Source organism: Bacillus sp. LK2, assembly GCF_001043575.1.
Classification (GTDB): Bacteria; Bacillota; Bacilli; order Bacillales; family Bacillaceae_G; genus Bacillus_A; species Bacillus_A paramycoides.
Map to the genome: position 1 here is coordinate 57,070 of NZ_LDUK01000007.1, position 20,844 is coordinate 77,913.

Here is a 20,844-nt window from a genome sequence, read left to right on the forward strand (position 1 = left end):
ATTATTTGAACCTCACTGTGTTTTGTTGGATTACATTCGCCATTTTGGCATCTTCATCGACAATTTTGTCCGCGACGGCTTTCATTTTGCCTGTGTCAGCAGAAGATACTCCTTTAAATGCTTCTAAAGTTGTTCCGGCTTTCTCTACTAAATTTTGAAAACCCGTCAACCGAGATAGATTATTCTTGGTAATGTTCGGTGAGGGAACTTTCTCTATCCCACTAACTGCGTTTTCTGCACTTGCGACTGCACTTTTAAATTTCCCTTTATCTATACCTATTTTCCCCATCGGTATTTTCTCCTTTTCTATAACATAGCATGCAAACCGCTAATACTTGCTGAAATGCTCGCAATAGCGTCACCTATTATAGACTGATCCATTTCTAATAGAGTGATTTTACTATTCATCGCGTTTAGCTTTTCATTGTGCTTCTCTTTATCTGCATCAAGCGCTGTTGTGATTTCTTCTAATTTTTTATCGAATTTATCACGACGTGTTCCTTTGAACTGGCTTGTTGTTAGACTCCTGCCTAAATTGGTAAACTCTTTCTTATAAGAATCAAAATGATGAAGTTCTCCCTGTAAAGATCTCTTTGCGGCTTTTAAGCGCTCTAACTTTTGGGCATTTGCCCTGTGGCTAGCCATTTTACTATCATAACTTGCCTTAAATCGATCAACACGTGCATGGATATCCGCTTTTCGTGCAGCTTCTTTGGCTTTATCTTCCTCTTGAGCCATAATGTTTTCCCTCCTCAAAATCTATTTCCCTATCAAGACTATCTTTCTGTTTGTAACTACTCAGCCATACACACCACTCGCAGATAAAATGATCTACTCACTAACTAATTTCACTCGTCCTGCATTTCGTCCAACAAAGAAATGAGACTCATCTAATTCCACTGTAGGTTCACTATAACTAGATTTCACATTTATCAATCCTTGATCAGCTAAACGTGTTCCAATCATCCCTGCTGGAATATTTGCTCGTAATCGTTTATTAAATTCATCATAACTGTTCTCAATTTGTTTTTGATTGCCGTGGAAAATGAAATAAACACCTACTTTAGAACCATTTTTTAAGTATTTATTGAATGTTTCATCCGAAATAAATGTTTTATCTCCAAATATTTGCGCATCGGGAATATACACAAACATCGGTTGATTTTCACTTTGTGTCTCTCTTTCTTCAATTTCACTCATTAGATCATTAACAAAAGTGCTGTACTCCATATCTGATACAATCACATCGAAGCTTTCTTTGAATCTGCCAAATCGTTCGCTTCCATTAAACACAATTCTTTGTGCTTTCCCTTCAAAATGTTTGAAGTTTTGAACGATTATACGCTCAATATATTCCGTTTGCTGTGGCGTATCGTCTCCAATCACAAAATAACCATGTTTTTCTGGTACAAAACCAACGACATTTGTGGTTTCTTTACTTAGAGCAAGTGGTAGTTGTAGATTATCCAACATCTCTTGTACCTGTGGATTTGTATAAAAATCATGCATAGAGATCGTTTTAGATAACATCGGAATCTTGGTAGGACGTGTGCCCTTCCATTGCTGATTCATCTGTGCAATCTCTTGCTCTAAATTATTCAATCGATCAATATCATTTTTTCCATGAGTTGGTAAATAAATTTGAACTTCATGTGGCTCGTCTAGTTTGATTTGCGCTCGTCCAACAATTTCTTGCGAAATCAAAGCATCGCGTCCTACAACATCTCGAATTGCACCTTCTTCCACAAGGAATAGCCCAATATGTGATGGAATATTACTCGCCATACTCATTCTGAAGCTGTTCGTACGAAGAACCGTCATAACTACATAGAGTCCCAAACTTGCTCCTTCTCGTAAAAGCTGATTTAACACAGATTCTATAGCTTCCTCTAAAGGACTCTCCTTAATTGAGTCAAAACCATCAACAATGGTAACAATCCCTGGCAACTGCTTTCCTGATTTCTCTTCATATTGAGACAGACTTGCGACACCATACTCTGTAAATGCGTCTTTTCGACTTTGAATTTCTTTGCGAATTCGTTTGAGGAACTTCATCAGTTTTTCTTCTTCCTCTAACCGAACAATATCCACCACATGCGGTAAATCTTTTATTGGAAGTAAACCATTCGTACCAAAATCAAATAGGTTAAACTGGACCTGTTCAGGATTATTAATTCTTGATAAATTCATTACAAGAGTTTGTAATGCAGTGGATTTCCCAAAGCCTGGAGATCCATAGATTGCAAGGTGACTCAACTCTTCTAAATCAAGTAAAAAGTCAATTTGTTCTTGTCTTGATGGAATATCCATCAAACCAAATGGAACTGAAAGATTTCTTTTCGAATCCCCTGAAGTTACTACATTAATCTTTGGACTATCAATTTCTGTTTTTAATGGAGGTAACCAAGGTTTTTCAGGAAGAACTGCATTTGTTTTTTCAGCATGAATCACAATATCTTCTACAATCGCGTCCAATTGTGTTTGCTTTTCTTCCTTTTTCATGGACACTTCATCATCTTGAGATAAATCTGTAGTTAACAATTCGTGCTGGCCCAATTGATTAATTAGCCAAATTCTTTCATCTACTTTTTCTTCATATTGTGCATCTGGATTATAATACGCTCCACTCCACGCAGATTGAAACAGTTCATAAATTTCATTGTTTCCGACCTGTAAATACGCTCGTCCGGGTTGAGTAATCGTTGCTGCATCAGGTGTTTTAATAATTTCATTTGAATCACTTGGATCGGCTACTTTTAATGCTAATTTGAATCGTGAGTTTGACCAAATCTGGTCGTCCACTACTCCACTTGGCTTTTGAGTAGCTAAAATCAAATGAACTCCTAACGAACGACCAATACGTGCAGTTGATACTAGCTCAGCCATAAAGTCTGGTTCATTTGCTTTTAATTCTGCAAATTCATCACTGATTAAGAAAAGGTGCGGCAATGGTTCTGATGGATATTTTTTCTTTTCTACAGGATCAGCAATTTCTTTTCCCTGTTTGTACAACTTGGTATACCCATTAATATGATTAACACCAAATTCACCAAATTTCCGTTGTCTCTTTTGTAATTCTGCTCGAATACTCTGTAATGCTCTTGCAGAACTTGCACCGTCTAAGTTTGTAATCGATCCTAAAAGATGTGGTAAATTCTTAAATAAATTCGCCATACCTCCACCCTTAAAATCAATTGGTAAAAATCCAACGTCTTCTGGTGCAAAATTTACTGCTAAAGATAAAATATAACTTTGGACAATTTCCGATTTACCAGATCCTGTTGTACCTGCCACGAGTCCATGTGGGCCATGTGCTCGTTCGTGTAAATTCAAATAAACAATGTCATCTTTTCCTCGAACACCCAAAGGAACAGCTAATGACTTTGAAGTGTCTGCTTTTTCCCAACGAGCACCAATATGTAACTCTCCAACATTTTTCACATCATATAATTCTAGAAAGTCAATCGATTCTGGAATCGCATTTTTCTCTACCTCAACATGTTCTAAATTAGCTATGCGTTGTATTGCTTGCCCAATTGGATAGCTTTTGGGTAAATGGTTAGGAACAAAAAGTTGATTCACGTACTCATTATTATTGTTAATTAATACCGCGGATTCGTTACTTTGATAATCAATAACTGTGGTTGCTGTCTCTGGCAACATGTTTAACGCGTCTTTCCCCCAAATGACCGTAACACCGTATTGGCTCATATCTTCAGCTAAAAATTCATTTAATCCATGCCCAGAGAGCCAGCTCTCGTCTAAAATCGTAAACATATAATGCGGAGCAAAGGTTACTTTCTCATTGCCCGCCTCTTTGACTTGTTGCCGACGTTTTGTTAACAACTGATAGAACGAATTTAAAACCATGTCACGTGTCTGTGAATTATGAATAATTCCTCGTAAATTTAAGCTTCGTATTTGAAAATGTGGCAACCAACGCCATGCATGCCAACAATCTTGATAATCTTCTTCTGGAACTAATGCTACAAATTCTACATCTCTATAAGAATGTAAAACGGAAAGCTGAAATAATATTGTCTGTACAGCTATTCGTAGTACTGTTTTTGTTCCTGCAAGTCCTAACGTTTGATTTAACATCGAGATGGCAATAGGTGCATCTTTTAACGTTTGATGTGGCCAAACAATTTTTTCTTCTGCAAATTTACTTAAAGCATCATCTTCTTCTCTTGAATGATAACTGACTTTATAACTACTTTGAATCTCTCCATGGCCCAAACGAATACTTATAAAATCAGCATTTGTCATCGTTTTTTCATAAATTCTTGGGCTGTATTCTTTTGTCATCAAAGACAATGAATCCATATCAGGGAAGTTATACGTTAAAGCTTCAAATTGCTTTTGAGAGAGCAACGACAATTCTTTTTCCTGTTGAATAAGATACTTTTCATAGTACTCACTTCGCTTAAGATTCTTTTGTTTCACTTCTTTCTTATTCGTAATATAACTTGAAACAGAGAAACCTGCCGTGAGTAAACTTACTCCCCCCATGCTTAACATCATAATAGGGTTTCCATTACTTAATACGCTCGTCGCACCACTTAAAACAACCATTGCCAATGGCGGAACAATCGTACGCAATAAATCACTTCTCCCCTCAGTTTCCTCAGCTCTTGGAGGTTGAATTGCTATCTCTTCTTTAGGCTCTCGTAAATGAATTCTTGGACTACGTCTAAATTCAGGGAAATTTTTTGGGTATTCTGGAATAAATATCTCGTTAATAATCTCCCAAGAATTTAGTGAAAATTCATTGGTTATCTTACACAACTTAAATTGTTTTTCTCTCAATTCAATAAGCACACCATCAATAACAAGTTGATCCCCTACAGACAAAACTTTTTCTAATCGAGCTACTTTCTCTCCATTAAAGTAAACTAACACCCCATTTGAAAACAGATTTAACTGGTAAGTTTCATTCTTTTCATTAAATGTGACCAGAGCAAAAGCCTTAGTCGGAATGGTGATTCCTGAGTCCTTTGAAGAAGAAATCACAAAATTTGTTTTCGGCTTGATAGTTGTTAAAACCTCTAATTTTTCATGAGGTAACGCGAGAATTCCATCCTTCATATCACCTGTCCATGGATCTTGATCTAAGAACAAATGCGTGCCATCAAAAGAAATTTCATGGTTACCAATCTTAATTGATGGCTTTGACATTGTTAGTTCGTGATGCGAAAATATATGACCAAATGAAAAAATATCATAGAGTACAGACGCTTTATTTACAATTTGATCATCAATTGGCACACCTTCACTAGATAATCTATTGTTTAGGTTTCTGATCATCCGTCTTCCCCTCCAATAACTTCATGTACTTTTCCATCTCTTCCTTATATTTCGAAAGTAATTCTTGTTTCTTCGTACCATTCATCTTGTTATCTGCATTTGTTACATCATAAACTTTTGTATAGGCGTGAAGAATATATTGATTATCTCCAATATTTTTAGCAATATTTAAGGCCTTTTCAAAGTCTCCTTTTCCTATATAGATCCAATAAAGTAATGAGTTATCATTAGATTTTTGGGAGATAGTCCCTAATACAGATTCTTTCTGCTCTTTAGACAAGCTATCTAGTTGAATCGAGCTCACTGCTAACACATATTGTGCGCTTTTAGGAAGATTCTCTGGTTTGTCTTCCTTTAAAGTATCTAGAACATCTGAATAATTATTTGAAATAAAATTTGATTCGGCACTTATGATTCGTTTTTGCTGAGGTACAATATTTAATGAATATATCCCTACCCCTATTGAAAGACCTAATGTTGCTAGACCAAGAATAATTGTTCCCCACTTAAAAACAGTGTGATTTCTACTTTTCACCAGTATACTTGTAGCATTTCTTTTTTCCTTTTGAATCGCAACTGTTTCCATTAGTAACTTGTCTATCTCTTCAAACGAAGAAGATTCTTGAATTTTTTCGGAGAAAGGATCTCGGACTGCACCGGCCCCATCAATAAGATTCTCAAAATCCAGTTTTGGATTTAAAATATAAAGAAGTAATGCCTTGTATTGTTTTAGATATACTTCTTCTGTTGAAAGATAAGGAATAACGGTATTCATTACGCCACGATGACCAATAAACAACTCTTCCCCAAAAATAAAGATATTTTTAGGATGGATAAATGGCGTTACTGGTTGGTTAAGATATTCTTTTAAGAAATTTACTTTTTGTGCTAAAAGAAGGCGATCAAATGCATCTAATTTTTTAACATATTGTTCAAGCGAAAAAGATAATTCATCTTTTTCATAAGTGATAATGACCTTTTCTTCATTCGCCACTTCTATCTTTCCAGTCAAAAAGTGTGGTGCTTTATTTAAAAATAACTGGAATTGCTTTACACCTGACAAAGAATATTGATTAGCTGTTAAGTGCACTTTAATAAAAGTAGATGTAGTTTCCTCTTTAATAACTATCAAACTATTTTTCATTTCCCCCATACTCTAGTGTTCCTCCAAACTCCCTATAATTTCTTTTACGGCTAATTGATCACCATCCGCCAATGGATATTTCGCCAATATAACATTTTCATCTAAATGAATTGGCTTATTTTTTACTTCCAATGAAAAATGAGTGGGCAATTCTATATTTACTAAAGATAATGAATCAACCAATAGTTCTTTCAATCTATTAGAAGAAACCTGATTAGGTATTGTTAAATCAAGTATTTGCTCATTAACATGAAGCTCGATATTAATCATTGTTCTTTCTGCCATTGTTTACTCCTTTTTCCGTATAAATAGGTTTGAAAATCTTTTACCTAATAACCAGCCTAAAATTAATATTCCTATCACACCCATGCTTAACAGTATCCAGAAGGTCCATCTAGGAATTTCATAATTGGTATCTTCCACAGTTGCTTCATTTTCATTAGAAGCTGTGTAGTCTTTAGAAAACAGCTGCTTGGTAATTGTATCCTGTGGTTTCTTTTCTACACTCTCAGCGGTAAGAAATAATTTTTCTTTTATACTTGAAGTACTCTTTCTATTTTCTTTCTCAAGTTCCTTATTTTTTGTGTTTTTGTCTTTTAAAAACAAATCTTCTATCCCTGTAACAGAATAATTATTTTTATGATTTTCTTTTTCATAAATCACGTTGTTATGAATCGTTAGTTTTCCATCTTCAGCATAAGCTAGACTGCTAAAACTAGTAAAAAGATTTGTCACACAAAAAGAAATTAGAAGAGAAAAAACGAGAAATTTTGGTTTTTTCATTTTTTCCAAATTCGTACATCCTTTCTCCTAACAACATAAGCTATTGCTTTTGTTCAGCTTTCTCTGACTTTTTCACACCTGGAAAAGCAATGAAATTCGTACCAATTCCTACAACAATAATAATTACCAATAACAAGTAACTTTCCCATCCAACATGAATAGCATTGCTTAGTGCTGTATAACCATTTTCTATGTTTTGAAGCGGTGAAAAACGATAAAATAAATCGACAATACTACCCGGACGAGTATGCATTCCTAATAATGGTGTTAACATGAGATATAATCCTAAAATTGAAGCACAAACATAGAGTGTTATATTTTTAAACTGACGAGAAAAACCTGTTATTAATAAAGTTCCACCTAAAATAGTTAGGAACGTGTAACTAAACCAAGAGATATTAAACACTCTCCAAATACTAAAAGTAGTTATTCCAGCAAAGAATAGTGAGATAATTAGACTGACACCTGTTACCTTCATAACATTAGGAACATTTAGCCATGCCCTTGTAGGTGTAATAAAAACCATATCTTTCTTAATTTCTCTACGTTGAATAGTACGACATAAGGAAATGCCGGTAATGACTGAAAGAACAGCTCCAACAAGCGTCATATAGTAAGGAATAATAGACGTTTGGCGAGTAGCTTCAAAACTTCCTTTTGTAGCAATTGGGGCTGATAGAAAATTGAATACTTTATAATTATCTGCTCCACCTCGTTTGGTATTAGAAAGCACTTTGCTAAACTCTTCTGAGTATTTTTCATTTTTACTTGTATTCTTTTGAATTTGAGTGACTGAAGTATTTAAATTATTCAAAACAGTATCTGCATTTTTCTGAACATTATCTGTATTTTCTTTCAACTCCTGAATTTTTGGAGAAATGTCATGAGCTTTCGCTGCAGATTTTTCTATACTTTCAGCCGAGCTCTTTGAACTCTGAACTAAATCTTCCATTTCTTTTACTAAGCTATCTGTTTCTGCAGTAATTGGTATTGTATCGTTCTCTGCAGGATGTTGATTTTCTGCAGGATGTAGATTTTCTACAGGATGTTGATTTTCTGCACTGTTTACAGATTCTTCTTGGATTTTTTCATTTTCTTTCCATGATTGATACGCTTCATTAATCTGTTGATTGGCTTGCACAAACCAATTATTTAACTTTTCTGCTTCATTCAGAAACTTCTGAGGTTCAGTCATTAGATTTAAAGTTCCATATAATGTATTTTTTGTTCCATCATGATTTTTATCCGTTGTTGATCCAATTGTTTCTTGTAAATTTTTTATTTGGCCTTCAATATCTGTATAGAGTTGATTTCCTTTATTCTTAAATTCTTCATAAATTTTCTCTGTAATAGCATCTATCTTTTGTTCACCTGTGATATTGTTATACATACGATAAACAGAGTTTGGATTTGCCAACTCTTCGAGAGTCTTCTCTTGATTTTCAGTTTTGTTAATCATATCTGCATAGCTATCAATAGATATGGAATCTTCTGGATTTCCAAATAAGGTAACAATTTGCTGTGCAGTGCTATCAAGCATTTGAAATTGTTTCAATAACTCAGGTAAGTCAGATATTAAATTCTTATTTACATCTATATATTCTGCATAGCTGGCATTCACTTGAGTTTGCTCATTAACAACCCATGAATAATCAACAGAGACAAAAGAGTTTTTCTTCATTTCTTCATCCAAGGTCCAATCAAGATCCGCCTTAAACGTTAAGCTAAAACTTGAAGGTAACGGCGGAAGATCCTTTTCTTTAGAAGTTGGCCTATTAGGCTCATTTTCTGTTCCTGGTTTCGATCCTGTTTCCGGTTTCGGCTCTAGTTCTGTTGGTGGATCTACCGGCGGTTTCGGTTTCTCTGGATCCGTTGGTGGATCTACTGGCGGTTTCGGTTTATCTGGATCCGTTGGTGGATCTACTGGCGGTTTCGGTTTATCTGGATCCGTTGGCGGATCTACTGGCGGTTTCGGTTTCTCTGGATCCGTTGGCGGATCTACCGGCGGATCTACTGGCGGTTTCGGCTCTGGTTCTGTGGGGTTCTTTTTCAATGAAATACTGAATTCATGATTAGAAACTTCACTCCACTCAGAAATGTACCCATATGATTTGAGTTTTTGATCCAATTCTGTTTTTAACACCGGTAAAAGATCCGTCAAATTTCTTATTCCTAAACTTCCTTGTTCTGTATGGTCTGTCTTCAAAGAGATTCTATTATCTTTTGTTGGATCAATAGATATAGTGACCTCCCTACTATTTATAGGAATTATAGAGTTATGTTTAGAATTACCTTCTAGATAGGAAAAATTCCCTTCCTTTCCTATTTCTTTTTCAAAATTTTTCGCATAACGCCGAACTATAGTTAGCTCATCTTGGAATTTTTTAGATTGAGAATCAGTTATAATATTCTCAGCAATTAACTTTTGTAAAAGATTTTCTAAAGTGTCTGCTGGAATTTGTGGTAGACTTTCTTCTATCATTTGACGATAACGATTATCTAAATTAACTTTATTTTCTTTTGAATCAGCCATTAGTTTCACAATCGCCTGTTTAATATCCTCCTCAGAAGCTGTATCCGGATTTTTTTCTGCACTTCCATAATAAGTTTGTGCAATCTGTTTTCTTAAATCATTAAGAGTTTCAACTTGCGATTGCAATTGCTTAATTTCATCTTTTAGTTCATCAATTCGAGCAGTTTGTGTTTCTTGAAATAGCTTAGCGTTTAGCAAGAATTCTGTATAAACCCCAGCTGAATTCACTTCACCTGTTGGCAATGTATAAAAGTTTCCTAGTTGTTTAAACACTGATTGGTTCAAGCCATCATATTTTGCTTTATATCCCGATAAATCAGATTGCCGTTGGTTTTCTAATTGCGTTTTCTGTTGGTTAAATTGATCCTCAAATTGCTTTTTTTGTAGGTTAAATTGATCCTCAAATTGCTTTAAGGAATCTTTTAACTTTTCATTTGTTTTATCGATATTTTCGTTAACTGATTTTTTGGCTTCTTTTGTCGAGGTACTGCCTGCTTCTAAGCTCTTATTATTATCATCCATTAGAGTTTTTACGGATGAAACAAATGCTTGTTGTTCCGAGAGAAAACCTTTATTATCTTCATCAAGAATACTCGAAACATTTGATAAATTATTAAATCCTCCCGATAACTCCTTAAATGGATCTTGAATATTTGTCATCAGATATTTCTTAGCATCAGTTTCTGCTCCAACAATTTTATTAACATTTAGTTGGGCTTCTGATAAATTTCCTACAATACTTGAGAAATACATCTGCACAACTCGTTGATTGAAATTTTTCAAAATATCATTTACTTGTGTTTGAACGGCTTGATTGGATATCTCATTTTGCCCTTTACGTACACGATAATTAATGGTCGCCTGTTCTGGTGCTATACTTTGAAGGGACAAAAGACGTTCAGAGAAATCTTGAGGAATAATAATTTCTGCATCAAATTGACCATTCTCAATTCCTGCATTAGCAATATTCCTACTGACCGTCTGCCAACTATTTTTGGAATCTTGATTAATCAGAGTAACAAAGTCTGCACCTAGTTCATACTTCCTCCCCTCAAAAACAGCCCCTTTATCTTCATTCACTAAAACATATTGAACCTTGGATACTTTTTGATTTGTAGACCGGTACACATTATCATCTTTAAAACCAAAATAAGTGAAAGTCAAAATAAGAAATAATCCACCAAGTATAATGATGAGTAATGGAAAATAACTCTGATATTTTTTTATCAAAATACATTTCTTCCTTTCAGATAAATTAAAAAAGGTGTCAGCACAATGAGTTGCACTGACCCCTTTTTTAAACACTTAATTTAAGCCAAACGAACCTGCATCCTGACGGTCACGGTCTGCGACTGTATCTGCATATTTGGTCAACTGCATATGAATACTTTGTAATAAGTTTTCCATTTGTTTCACATTACCTTCAAGCTGTTTGAATTGATCCAAGTAAGCTCGAAAAGCTTCCCCCTGCCATTCTTGGGCAATCGTTGAATTCATAGAATTCACTTTACGAATAGCGTCTTCAATTTGTGAAGAGGCCGTTTGATATATTTTCGCCTGAGATTTTAGTTGTTCGGGTGTGACCGTAATAGCTCCTGCCATAAAATCATCTCCTTGTTTTATAACTATCCTTACGGATAATATAATATAATTCAAAATTATTTTAAATCTTGGATCAAGCGAGCTTCTTTCTTTGCCTCTCATTATATACACACGTGTCTTATATGACACACTGAAAGAAGGAGTAATAGTATAAACATAAAAAAATAAATGAAATAGAAAAAGGAAGGTCATAATTTAGTAATTACAACCTCCCCAAAAAATATAAACCTTATGTAGAAATTTTAATTTCGTACTTCTGTTTTATAAATTCAATTAATTCTTCATTCATCTTGTAATAATTATCGGCACCTATATATTTACAGACCACCTGTGCTTTTTTTAGCATTTCTTCCCCTTCTTTATTTCCTCTCAAACATTCCCAAATACCATTAATCACCAATTTTAGGTTTTTTTCAAAAAACATTTCTTCTTCAAGTGAAAATGAATTTATTTTATCCATATATTTCCATATAAGATTCATTCTATCGTGCTGGATAAAGAAAACAATTGCATTTGTTAACATCCTAAAGCATTCACTTTTTCCATCTCTAAATTCTTTGTAATGATTGATTCCCAAAAGTGCTTTTTCAAGGGTGATTTCTATAAATTCAGGCGTAAATGCAAACATACAGTTGTTGAATAAAACTAGTTCATAGCGAGTCCATGTCTGCATGTTTATTAAATATTGATAAATTTTAGTTTCTCTTGTTTCAAGAGTTTCATTTTTTAATCTAGCAATGAGCAACTGACATAAACTCGAAAGATGTTCATACTTAATTTCATCTCGCCCTTTAACTAGATTACAAAGACTTTCTAGTCTTATTAACTCTTCTACATCTTTCTTCATAAAAGCATTTCTTATTTCACCCATAATCTGACTGATTACATTTACATCCTTTGGGTAATCAAAAGCTTTTAATTCATCAAAGTATACATTAATTCTAGAAAGCATATAAGTTAGATTTGTAACACTAGTATCTGCACGATTATTTACAAATCTGTTGTAAACAGATCTACTAACAAAATCACCACAAACATCTTTAATAGTTAGTCCCTTTTGTTTTCTCGTATAATCAATAAGTTCTCCGATCTCCATAAAACATCTCGCCCTTCCGAATGATTCTTATCCGACTAATATGTGTCGTATTTTTATAAAAATCACTTATTACGCTACACATTCAAAAAAATTGCCTTTTTCTTATTATTATTTTTTAATAAGCAATGAGAGGAGTTGTTACTATGTGGTGGTGGATAATAATCACTTTATAGAATAATTTTGCACCAGAACCTATGCATTTTTCGCTGATAGATGAAACAAGAAGAACTGGAATTATAAAACATTGAATAAGGTAGATAAAAATCCTTTACCCTTGTTTCCTTTCCTTTAAACAAGTAGGCTTTTTGATTCTAAATAAATTTATACTTGTTTTGCTTTACTACATTGCTTATTAAAAAACATTGAAACAATTAATAATAATACTCCTATTGCAAATAAAATTAAGTTATTTAGCAAAATTACTTCATCTTTCCAATATGCTAAAAATATTAATAAACCGTGCCTAACTAAAAAAACAATCCTAATCCAAATATTGAAAGCAGATATGGAGATGTATTCTTTCCCTTTCCTTTTCTTTCCTTTTCCCTCCTTTTTATCACTATATTAGCACATTTTGTATTAACTTGTTAAATTAATACTTATCAAACTTATTTTCTGATGCCTTTTAGTTGAAACTCTAGCATTATAGAAATGGTTCGAATTACAGGCAATAACCTATTCTATAATTATCAATGTTAAAGAAAACACCTTAAGGCACGCCCTATATATAATCTAAGTCTTTAAGATAAACCTAGGATATTACCCCTATAACAGCACCAACTACCCCTAGAATCAAACCCTTATATTTTTGTAAAAACATCAAGTTAAACCTTTCATACAAACAAAATATTCCATATACAAATAATACTAAATTATGGAATATCTTTAAAGAGTCAAAACATTTTTATATTCAATTCATATATTTTATTCCTTTTCTTAATAAAAATATCCCTATAGATAAGTAAATCCAAAGGGATAAAACGGTGCATCCTTTTTATAAACAGTACGACTTTATTTCAAAGCTACACATTAACCCTAAATCAGCTAAAGGAACAGAAAGAAAAAATCACTAAAGAAACTAAGGCTGAAGCCTTAGTTTTCAAAACTCTTCAGGACTTTTCTTTAAAATCTAGTTGGTCAATATATCCCTCAACAAAAAAGGGGTGAAGAATTTAAATTCTTCACTCCTTTTTTATACAAAATCATAAGGGACTTGGATCCTGTAAAATACTAGAAAAAGGTAGTAAACTGGAAATTTTTTCTCTATAATAAAACTTAGCGCTTATAGGGAGGGGGACATATCCAATCATCTGATTGTGTAGATTAAAAGTTTAATAGTGGGAAAACAGGGGGAAGAAAAATGTCAAAAAAATTAATGTCTTTATTTTCTGTTGGGATGGTTACAGCTCTTATGATAACTGGTTGTGGTCAAAGTGATAAAGCAACTACCGAACCAAAAAAGAATGTGACAAAGGAAAATAAGGAAGAGAAAAAAGATACAGCAAAAGAAAAAGAATCTAAAGATACAAAAGCTAAATCAAACGATTATTCAACGCTTATCTCGTATATGGAGAAAGAAACACAAGGAAAAACAAAAGTCATTTATGAAAACAAAGAACCAAAAGTACATAAGTTACAAGATGTTTCAGTATCACTTGACAACTACTCATTAGTTGAATTAAATGATTTTCATACCGACTTTAATATTCCTTTTAATAACCAAACAAATGGTGGGGTTATTCTTGCACACTATACTGTAAAGAACGATTCACAAAAAGATGTTTATTATATGCCAAATTTAAATATAACATTTACAGGTGCTAAGAAGGATTACAGTAACTATAAAGATTTAATTCCAAAGGAAGAACAATTAACTACAAAGTTATCTCCAAGCAATAATTATTTAGTAAAAGCTGGCGAGAGTATTTCTGGTTATATTGCATACCCATTTGGTAAAGATGATTTAACAAAAGTTTTAGAGCTATCAACAGTTTCAGTCCAAGTCCCTGAAGCACAAGCGAATAAAGGAAAATATGACGCCCCAATTGGAAGTGCTGGAACTTTTGCATTAAGTTTAAACAAAAAAGGCGATCAAAAAGTTTCAACCGACACAGCTTTTTATCAAGATAAAGCAACGGCTCAAAATATGGGCGAGAAAACAATGCTAAGCGAGAAAGCAAACATTAACAAAAGTGAACAATTAGGTTCTACCAATGTTACATTAGATGGATACCAATTTACCAAATTCACGCCAAATTCCGTTGAAGCCCCTCGATTTGAAAATTTTAAAAATGGTATTGTTTTATTGACAGTTAAATTTAAACTTGATAACAAAGAGACCGAAGATATTTCACCGTCTCCAATAAGTTCAAAATTAAGTGTTAATGATGGTGCACAATATGTGCTTAACGAAGGTATGTTACTAAATTACAAATATAATGATTCGATTAAAGCGGGAACATCTGGAGAGTTATTACAGGTTTTCATTTTAGATGGAGAGCAATATGAAAAGATTTGGAAAAACAAAAACTTTGAAATTGAATTAGGACCTATGAGAAACAAAGATGCAAAAGACATTTCAAAAGGACACAAAGTGAAATTTACATTACCAAAATAGATATGTTCCTGAACCCTCTTCAAACTGACGAAGAGGGTTCTTTACTTGTTATTATATTTCTTTCAATATGATTCCAAATATCATTGATTTTTGTAGTTTCGAATCGTCTACAGAGGGTTGATATACTAATTTGACTCTCTTCTTTTAATTCGCTATAAGTTAATCTTCTATTGTATTTTTTGGTAATCTTGTGCTCTCTGTTTCCAGTAATAATCACGAAATCGCTCATACTGAGCTTTTAAAATCTCATCATTTCTAAAACTTTCCCCATCATCAATTGTGCCATGAAGCTGTTTTGAGTATTCCCGATGTTTACTAGCTGGCAATTCAACCATGCTTCCTGGTTCTCGCTGAGTCGTATGATGAAATTGAATTTGTTTGAAAAAGAAAAAGCACCTTGATTTCAGAGAAGGTGCTTTAGTAATTATATTTGTTTTCTATATATTGACACATATATAGTTGTAAAACTTACAACATCATTAACATTCTTTTTTGAATGACCTTGTAGCCTATATACATATCAATATTTTCCTATATCTCTCTTTATTTCTCAAAATGAGCCATACCAAAATTTTCATTAAACCTCTTACACCATATAGAAACTAAACCATATGCATCGATATCTACCTCTTCAGGAATTTCATAGTTTTGAGATCCTTTGTTTCCCTTTAACTTACCTAATTCAATATACTGATAGTTTTTAACATCTTCATTATTTTTTAAACTTTTCACAGGAAGTAATACCACTCGAACATCTGGACCATTAGAAGTTTCAAAATTGGTAAGTCTTAGAACGCGCTTTCCATTCGATAGTTGATAGATTGTTGCTACTCCCGTCGTTTCATGAATACCATTTTGAAACTGCCCTTTGCTTATTACTCGTTCTTGTTGTTTAACTTCTTTTGATTTTATTTCTGTTTGTGGCAATGCTTCATTAATTTGCTTATCAATAAATAATTTTTCGGGACGGAATAAAAACCATAAAATCCCCCCGATCATTACAAACCCTGTAATCAATAAAACAGATTTTATTTTCATAAAATAATCTCCCCTGTAACATCATAGTACTTATATGTAAGTTAACACGAAGGTCTTTCATTTTTATAACATAATTATTACAAAAGTCTTTCAACCGTCTCATTTCTTTTCTGATGTAACGGGAAGAGTAAACCAAAATTCACATCCCTGTTGCTTATCCGGACGATCCCGAACACTTATAAATAACATTAAATATGTATTATAAGTGTAGGAATCAAGAGTAATTTATCATTTTAGCCAAGTAGACTCCTTCCTCAAGGAACGTGAAGGGTCGCAGCCCAGTGAGTAGGTGGGAGATGAATTGGCTTCGGACAAGGGATGTCATGAAGCCATCTTAATTAGGTAAATTCTTTAATATAGGCATTTTCGTAGCCTTATGTTAACTAGTGGTGTATAGGATATTCACCTTTTGATGTTACTTAATCTGTGTTGAAAATATTCTCTTTACTCTCAGAATCTAACAAAATAGACAAGTTTATAAATTAAATCCTATTTTCACTTCTAATAACAGCTTATTTAACTCAGATTTTTCGTCTGGATTATCCTCTATAATAGCCGAAACTCTGTTAATCAAATAATCATAAAATTCATTAAAAGTTAAGTAGACTTGAGTATCTCTATCAGCAGCGGGATAGTCCATTTCTAATATCACATGAGAATCATCTATGGGCTTCGAAAGCTGTGCTAAATCAAAATCATCAAAATCATATTTAAAAAGAACTGCCACAAATTCTTCTCCATATCCTCTTTTTTGAGAAAAGCATCTTAAAGCTTTCTTAAATTGTTTGTCACTTACTACTGAAAAATACGTCAACATTAATTTATCAATTGTTGGTTTATCAGTAACAATAATATACTCACTCATTATTTTCCTCCTAAAAATCTAAAGTTAGTTTAACATTGGATAAAAGTTTTTAATATTCCCTTCTGAATCAAGAAACCCTTTGAATTTTAACCCATTAGAAGATGTACCTATCACAGTTCTTCCATCGGCTTGAATTGTTCCATTTTGCATTGCATTTTTTCCCCATTCAAACATTTGCGCATCTGAAACTACTTTTGGATCATAAACTGTCTTCGGCGTATAAATATCTTTGTATGTTATAGGTTTAGCAATATTTTCTGCCATATCTTTACGTGGAATCCTATACTCAATTTCGTACACACCATTAATTGTAGGATGGGATTTCTTTGTTATTATTAAATCTTCAAAGTTTACATCCTTTGGAGCTAAGGTTCTTCTAAATTCATCTAAATTATGACCACCACTTACTCCCCTTTTTGCATTTACTTTTTCAACATTTTTCAGATGATTTTCGGCATTATCACCAAATTTAAAGTTGTTAACCACGCTGGCTTTCCCAACATTTTCGACTTTGCCAACTTTGTCAAGCAACCCTGCCTCTTTTAATATTTTCTCTTCTTTTTCAGTTAATTCTACACCTTTTAAAAGTTTGTTCCCACCCTTTAACTCTTTTGCTATATTTTCTAACTTCTTAGTAGGAAGGACTGATGAATCCATTACTATAAAACGGATTCCCCCTTGTCCTTGCTACTGATAAGTAGCCTTATGTTAACTAGGGGTGTATAGCCTATTCACAATACAGTTGTAATCTATCAACTTTCAAAATAACATATTGTCCTATCAAGTACTGATAATCTTCAAATAAATCACTTGTGATAAAAAAACCTACATCTAAAACATTATCTTTTAACATTTCACCAAAAAGCATATAACTATAATTTTTTATATGTTCTATTTTTTTCAAATTTATATCTTTTTGTTCCTCTATATCCAAAATATCATTTACAAATATATCTATTTCAGCCTCATATTCTTTGTCTACTTCCAGCTTTTTTGGTGATACATCAAATCCTATAACTTCTTGGTTATTTACTAAAAAGTTTACTTCTTCCTCAATAAAAGGGTCAAATTTATATATTTTTATCATGTTATTCATAATTTCACCTCTATTCTACAGGATTAATAACAGGAATATTTTTACCGTTATTCAACAATTTCCAAAAAGTTTTACCACTTTCAACATGATATGTTGTAATTTCTCCTAAATTATTTGTTCCCACAAATTCAAACTTAGCGTAACTTTTTATAGGAACACCCTTGGGATTAGTTAAACTACTATTCTTCATAAATTTAACATATCCTGTCCTTAGTTCTCCTTTATAATTGTACTGAACTTTTGTTCCATTTTTTATTACATTATTAGCTCCTGCTAGATACTCAACTGCATTGGAATATGTTCCTCCAAATTCACCACCATGCTTTATAAAATGTGATTCTAATTTTTCTGTATTTCCGAATTTTAGTTCGCTGGCCTTTGCAACATTTCCAGATTTTCCGACTTTATCGACCTTGGTGACTTTGTCAAAGTATCCTGCATCATTTAATATTTTTAATTCATCTGCTGAAAGTTCGATGCCTTTCAATAGTTTATTTCCTGCTCTTATCTCTGTTGCTATATTCGTCAACTTACTATAAGGCAATAATGCTAACCCTAGCCATCCAGCTGCTTCTACTCTGTTACTTTTTTCTTTCGATAGCCAATCCTCACCCATTATTAATCGATAAATGTCATTAGCCAATACAATAACGATCACTAAAATTAAAAAAGAGCAAGTTCTCATGTAGAGAAATTTGCTCTTTTTTTACACTCGAGTATCCCAGTTATATCTTTATAACGGAGATACTCGTGAGGTTTTTTCATATTTTCTTCTGAAGACTTTATTTTTCCCTCAGTTTCAATTTCAGACGCTGATTTTGATTTAGTTCATGGATTAAATTATTCTAATAACATATTTACTCTTAACTTATAAACATCATCTTTATCAATACTGTAATTCTGTGTATCTAATAACTTCTGTAAGTTCATTTTCTCTTCTTCATAAATGGACTTCTCTTCATCATTTAAAGCATCAATTTCTTTTAAACTATCTAATCTTTCTAATAAATAATCAGGAATAAAATTTTGTTTTAAACTTAATATAGCTAGTGTCATTATGACAGATACATACACCTTTTTACTTTTCCTCACCATTAATACTGATTCTTCAAAGGTGGCTGCTATTGCTTGGCTAGGAGTAAATCCTTCATCTTCAATAAAATCATTATAATCATCTACTACCAATTCTTTAGCTTCTAAATAACCTAATTCTTCCACACTTTTCACCTACTTTGTAAATATATTAAGCTTTATATTTGGAAAACTTTTTCTAAACTCTAAAATAACATTTGTACAACTTTGACATGCTGGTAATTCAGTATACAAATCTATTTTACCAGAAATATTTGGGTCTTTAACCCGAGAAGCAATATCTTCTAAAATTTTCGCTTCAGTATCATTATATCTTGGGAATTTATCCACCGTATATGACTTGAAAATTCTATTTTCTGATGCTGGGGAAAAATTACCTACATCGGCTCCTTTACTATTTGGCCCATGAATTTTACTATGTGCGATAAATTCATCAGGCAATCCCTTAATATTAACATCTGCCGCCGCCATGTTACCTTGATTTTTCAACTTAGAGTTTGGCATTTTGTTTCTAATATCATTAATTCTATTTTGGAATCTTTCTATCTTTTGAGTATTAGTAAGTCCGCTGGCCTTCGCAACATTTTCAACTTTTATGACTTTGTCAAAGTATCCTGCATCATTTAATATTTTTAGCTCATCTGCTGAAAGTGCGACGCCTTTCAAAAGTTTATTTCCTGCTCTTATCTCTGTTGCTATATTCGTCAACTTACTATAAGGCAATAATGCTAACCCTAGCCATCCAGCTGCTTCTACTCTATTACTTTTTTCTTTCGATAGCCAATCCTCACCCATTATTAATCGATAAATATCATTAACCAATGCAAAATCGCCTACTAAATGGATTGTCTGCCCTATAGACTGATTTGTAACCATCCACATGAGTTCGTTCGTTTTATCCTTGTCAAGGATTCCGTCGACATACACTTCATACTTTGTGAATTCCCCTCTAAGGCCAGCATCTATCTTTTGAACCCGTACCTCTATCTTAGGTTCATGGCGTTCAACATAATCCTTCCATTTCTCTTGAATGCCTTTTGTCCAACTTAGGGCCTCTGAACTTGGAATCGTAAAAGTACCACTTGAAGCATTCCATGCTGTCTTTGTTTGGGCTAATCCTTGATTAACGGCTTGCTGTAAAGAGGCGATTTCTGAAAATATATGAGGAGAACTAGCGTTAAAAGCTAACAACTTTTGTAATTTTTCTTCTAACTTTTTCTTAACACCACGATACATAAAAATGAGCGTTGAATTAGCTGATAATTGGGCTGTTTTCATACCAACAAGATCTGGTACATTAAGCGACATTAGATTACTTTGAATGTTCTCTGCCTGTAATAACAATGCATTAACTTCACGAATTTTCATTTCTAACTCTGCTTGTTTCAAATCGCCACTATCTACTTGAGCAACATACGTCTCTGGAAATTTCTTAACCGATCGTTCGACTGCTTCAGATAAAAGTATACCTGCTTGTGCAAGAGGATATAAGACCGAAGAAAAATATTTCTTTGCCGAGTCATATGCTTTTCCCGTTAGAAAAGGACTGTTCATAGTAAAATCATTGATCGCTTTTTGTAATTGTTCATACCCTTGAATCTGTTGCTTACACATATTACTTGCGCTTGATGCTTGTCTCTGAGAGGATGAAACATACATGTTAATACTCAT

At 33.2% G+C, this 20,844-nt stretch carries 18 protein-coding genes and 1 pseudogene; 1 reads left to right on the forward strand and 18 read right to left on the reverse strand.

The features are described from left to right. Position 1: 1 nt before the first annotated feature. The 9 genes from VK90_RS07790 to VK90_RS07830 form a co-directional block, all read right to left on the reverse strand. Positions 2–289, reverse strand: a complete 288-nt coding sequence (locus tag VK90_RS07790; RefSeq protein ID WP_048371755.1) for a hypothetical protein — start codon at positions 287–289, stop codon at positions 2–4. Positions 290–306: 17 nt separating this feature from the next. Continuing rightward, positions 307–738: a DUF5082 family protein gene (locus tag VK90_RS07795; protein ID WP_048371757.1), complete on the reverse strand. Its 432-nt coding sequence runs from the start codon at positions 736–738 to the stop codon at positions 307–309. Between the two features lie 93 nt (positions 739–831). Beyond that, positions 832–5,307 carry a type VII secretion protein EssC gene (essC, locus tag VK90_RS07800; protein WP_048371758.1) on the reverse strand — a complete coding sequence of 1,492 codons (4,476 nt, stop codon included), beginning with the start codon at positions 5,305–5,307 and terminating at the stop codon, positions 832–834. Next, entirely contained in the window at positions 5,285–6,460 is a 1,176-nt protein-coding gene (gene essB, locus VK90_RS07805; RefSeq protein WP_048371760.1) for a type VII secretion protein EssB, read from the reverse strand. The genes essC and essB overlap by 23 nt, the downstream gene beginning before the upstream one ends. Positions 6,461–6,463: 3 nt before the next feature. After that, a complete protein-coding gene (locus VK90_RS07810) occupies positions 6,464–6,736 on the reverse strand; it encodes an EsaB/YukD family protein (protein WP_016128393.1) in 273 nt (90 codons plus the stop codon). Between the two features lie 3 nt (positions 6,737–6,739). Then, complete coding sequence (gene essA, locus VK90_RS07815) at positions 6,740–7,234, reverse strand: type VII secretion protein EssA (protein WP_231595848.1); 495 nt, start codon at positions 7,232–7,234, stop codon at positions 6,740–6,742. Between the two features lie 40 nt (positions 7,235–7,274). After that, complete coding sequence (gene esaA / locus VK90_RS07820) at positions 7,275–10,997, reverse strand: type VII secretion protein EsaA (protein WP_048371764.1); 3,723 nt, start codon at positions 10,995–10,997, stop codon at positions 7,275–7,277. Between the two features lie 75 nt (positions 10,998–11,072). Beyond that, positions 11,073–11,369: a WXG100 family type VII secretion target gene (locus VK90_RS07825; RefSeq protein WP_025151418.1), complete on the reverse strand. Its 297-nt coding sequence runs from the start codon at positions 11,367–11,369 to the stop codon at positions 11,073–11,075. 229 nt (positions 11,370–11,598) lie between these two features. After that, the gene (locus tag VK90_RS07830; RefSeq protein ID WP_025151419.1) at positions 11,599–12,465 is read right to left on the reverse strand and encodes an Rgg/GadR/MutR family transcriptional regulator; all 867 of its coding nucleotides are present in this window, start codon (positions 12,463–12,465) and stop codon (positions 11,599–11,601) included. Between the two features lie 1,360 nt (positions 12,466–13,825). Here VK90_RS07830 and VK90_RS07835 point away from each other — a divergent pair. After that, positions 13,826–15,082, forward strand: a complete 1,257-nt coding sequence (locus VK90_RS07835; RefSeq protein ID WP_048371767.1) for a DUF5068 domain-containing protein — start codon at positions 13,826–13,828, stop codon at positions 15,080–15,082. A 167-nt stretch (positions 15,083–15,249) separates the two neighbouring features. On the opposite strand, the gene VK90_RS28270 is transcribed toward VK90_RS07835, so the two are convergent. The 9 genes and pseudogenes from VK90_RS28270 to VK90_RS30605 all read right to left on the reverse strand — a co-directional run bounded on the left by VK90_RS28270 (position 15,250) and on the right by VK90_RS30605 (position 20,844). Then, positions 15,250–15,408 carry an HNH/ENDO VII family nuclease gene (locus VK90_RS28270; RefSeq protein ID WP_231595841.1) on the reverse strand — a complete coding sequence of 53 codons (159 nt, stop codon included), beginning with the start codon at positions 15,406–15,408 and terminating at the stop codon, positions 15,250–15,252. A 217-nt stretch (positions 15,409–15,625) separates the two neighbouring features. Continuing rightward, entirely contained in the window at positions 15,626–16,120 is a 495-nt protein-coding gene (locus tag VK90_RS07840) for a DM13 domain-containing protein (RefSeq protein WP_048371768.1), read from the reverse strand. A gap of 99 nt (positions 16,121–16,219) precedes the next feature. Next, positions 16,220–16,300, reverse strand: a pseudogene (locus tag VK90_RS31375) (ATP-binding protein); the annotation flags it as partial. A gap of 295 nt (positions 16,301–16,595) precedes the next feature. After that, entirely contained in the window at positions 16,596–16,985 is a 390-nt protein-coding gene (locus tag VK90_RS07845; protein ID WP_053081374.1) for a hypothetical protein, read from the reverse strand. A 24-nt stretch (positions 16,986–17,009) separates the two neighbouring features. Beyond that, the gene (locus VK90_RS07850) at positions 17,010–17,642 is read right to left on the reverse strand and encodes a CdiA family toxin C-terminal domain-containing protein (RefSeq protein ID WP_082147839.1); all 633 of its coding nucleotides are present in this window, start codon (positions 17,640–17,642) and stop codon (positions 17,010–17,012) included. Positions 17,643–17,712: 70 nt separating this feature from the next. Beyond that, positions 17,713–18,081 carry a hypothetical protein gene (locus tag VK90_RS07855; protein ID WP_048371771.1) on the reverse strand — a complete coding sequence of 123 codons (369 nt, stop codon included), beginning with the start codon at positions 18,079–18,081 and terminating at the stop codon, positions 17,713–17,715. Positions 18,082–18,091: 10 nt separating this feature from the next. Beyond that, entirely contained in the window at positions 18,092–18,766 is a 675-nt protein-coding gene (locus VK90_RS30600) for a hypothetical protein (RefSeq protein ID WP_048371773.1), read from the reverse strand. Between the two features lie 155 nt (positions 18,767–18,921). Beyond that, on the reverse strand, positions 18,922–19,299 hold the full coding sequence (locus VK90_RS07865; protein ID WP_048371774.1) for a hypothetical protein: 378 nt from the start codon (positions 19,297–19,299) through the stop codon (positions 18,922–18,924). Between the two features lie 9 nt (positions 19,300–19,308). Next, entirely contained in the window at positions 19,309–20,844 is a 1,536-nt protein-coding gene (locus VK90_RS30605; protein ID WP_053081376.1) for a deaminase domain-containing protein, read from the reverse strand.

Bases quoted from the DNA above. Each gene is read 5' to 3' on its own strand.
- VK90_RS30600 (WP_048371773.1), bottom strand. From the start codon at position 18,766: ATGAGAACTTGCTCTTTTTTAATTTTAGTGATCGTTATTGTATTGGCT.
- VK90_RS07795 (WP_048371757.1), bottom strand. From the start codon at position 738: ATGGCTCAAGAGGAAGATAAAGCCAAAGAAGCTGCACGAAAAGCGGAT.
- VK90_RS07825 (WP_025151418.1), bottom strand. From the start codon at position 11,369: ATGGCAGGAGCTATTACGGTCACACCCGAACAACTAAAATCTCAGGCG.
- VK90_RS07840 (WP_048371768.1), bottom strand. From the start codon at position 16,120: ATGAAAATAAAATCTGTTTTATTGATTACAGGGTTTGTAATGATCGGG.
- VK90_RS07855 (WP_048371771.1), bottom strand. From the start codon at position 18,081: ATGAATAACATGATAAAAATATATAAATTTGACCCTTTTATTGAGGAA.
- VK90_RS07835 (WP_048371767.1), top strand. From the start codon at position 13,826: ATGTCAAAAAAATTAATGTCTTTATTTTCTGTTGGGATGGTTACAGCT.
- essC (WP_048371758.1), bottom strand. From the start codon at position 5,307: ATGATCAGAAACCTAAACAATAGATTATCTAGTGAAGGTGTGCCAATT.
- essB (WP_048371760.1), bottom strand. From the start codon at position 6,460: ATGGGGGAAATGAAAAATAGTTTGATAGTTATTAAAGAGGAAACTACA.
- VK90_RS07830 (WP_025151419.1), bottom strand. From the start codon at position 12,465: ATGGAGATCGGAGAACTTATTGATTATACGAGAAAACAAAAGGGACTA.
- VK90_RS07790 (WP_048371755.1), bottom strand. From the start codon at position 289: ATGGGGAAAATAGGTATAGATAAAGGGAAATTTAAAAGTGCAGTCGCA.
- VK90_RS07810 (WP_016128393.1), bottom strand. From the start codon at position 6,736: ATGGCAGAAAGAACAATGATTAATATCGAGCTTCATGTTAATGAGCAA.
- essA (WP_231595848.1), bottom strand. From the start codon at position 7,234: ATGAAAAAACCAAAATTTCTCGTTTTTTCTCTTCTAATTTCTTTTTGT.
- VK90_RS07850 (WP_082147839.1), bottom strand. From the start codon at position 17,642: ATGGATTCATCAGTCCTTCCTACTAAGAAGTTAGAAAATATAGCAAAA.
- VK90_RS07845 (WP_053081374.1), bottom strand. From the start codon at position 16,985: ATGAGTGAGTATATTATTGTTACTGATAAACCAACAATTGATAAATTA.
- VK90_RS30605 (WP_053081376.1), bottom strand. From the start codon at position 20,844: ATGAGTATTAACATGTATGTTTCATCCTCTCAGAGACAAGCATCAAGC.